Annotated in this window: 1 protein-coding gene; it reads left to right on the top strand. The window is 68.1% G+C overall.

From position 1 onward, the window contains the following. Positions 1-90: 90 nt before the first annotated feature. The coding region (locus tag JF781_RS27965) for a PLP-dependent cysteine synthase family protein (RefSeq protein WP_225341358.1) at positions 91-1,029 on the top strand (939 nt) is incomplete at its 3' end.

Below are 1,029 nucleotides of genomic sequence, written 5' to 3'. Positions count from 1 at the left end.
GCAGCACGTGTGTGCTCGGCGGCTGGTGATCGCTGACCCCTGTCAAGTGCCGCACTGATTCGCGGCGTTCGCAAGAAAGCGACGATTCTCATGACCGATGTTTTGTCTTTCGATAACTATGTTCACCCGATCCCGGCGCTCAAAGTTGTTCAGCCACGTGAGTGCGCCCAGCCCGGCACCGACACCTATCGGCGCCCCGGTGCGATGGTGGGCCACACCCCGGTGCTGCGCATCGAGGCGCCGTTCGCCCCGCCCGGACGCGGGTTTTGGGCCAAGCTGGAAGGATTCAATCCTGGCGGCAGCATGAAAGACCGCCCGGCCATGCACATGGTCGAAGCCGCCCGCGCCCGCGGCGAATTAGCTCCCGGAGCGCGCATCGTGGAATCCACCAGCGGCAGCCTGGGGTTGGGGCTGGCGTTGGCCGGCCAGGCCTATGGGCATCCGGTCACCGTGGTCACCGACACCGGCATGGAGCCGATCGTGCGTCACATGCTGGCCGCCTACGGCGCCGATGTCGAGCTGGTCACCGAGCCGCACCCGGTGGGGGGCTGGCAACAAGCCCGTAAAGACCGGGTCGCCCAGCTGTTGGCCGCCCACCCCGGCTCCTGGTGCCCCGACCAGTACAGCAACCCCGACAACATCACCGGCTACCGGTCGTTGGCGTTGGAGCTGCTTGATCAGCTCGGCGGGGTCGATGTGCTGGTGTGCTCGGTGGGCACCGGCGGGCATTCGGCCGGGGTGGCGCGGGTGCTGCGCCAGTTCAACCCCGACATGAAACTGATCGGGGTCGACACCATCGGCTCGACCATTTTCGGTCAACCCGTGGCCAGCCGGTTGATGCGCGGGCTGGGCTCGAGCATCTATCCGCGCAACATCGACTACGCCGCCTTCGACGAGGTGCACTGGGTGGCCCCGCAGGAGTCGGTGTGGGCGTGCCGCACCCTGGCGGCCAGCAACTTCGCCAGCGGCGGCTGGAGCGTGGGGGCCGTGGCGCTGGTCGCGGGCTGGGCCGCGCGCACCTTCCCGCAG

It is taken from the genome of Mycobacterium sp. WUMAC-067 (assembly GCF_020217485.1).
Classification (GTDB): domain Bacteria; phylum Actinomycetota; class Actinomycetes; order Mycobacteriales; family Mycobacteriaceae; genus Mycobacterium.
This window is presented reverse-complemented; position numbering and strand designations above follow the sequence as displayed.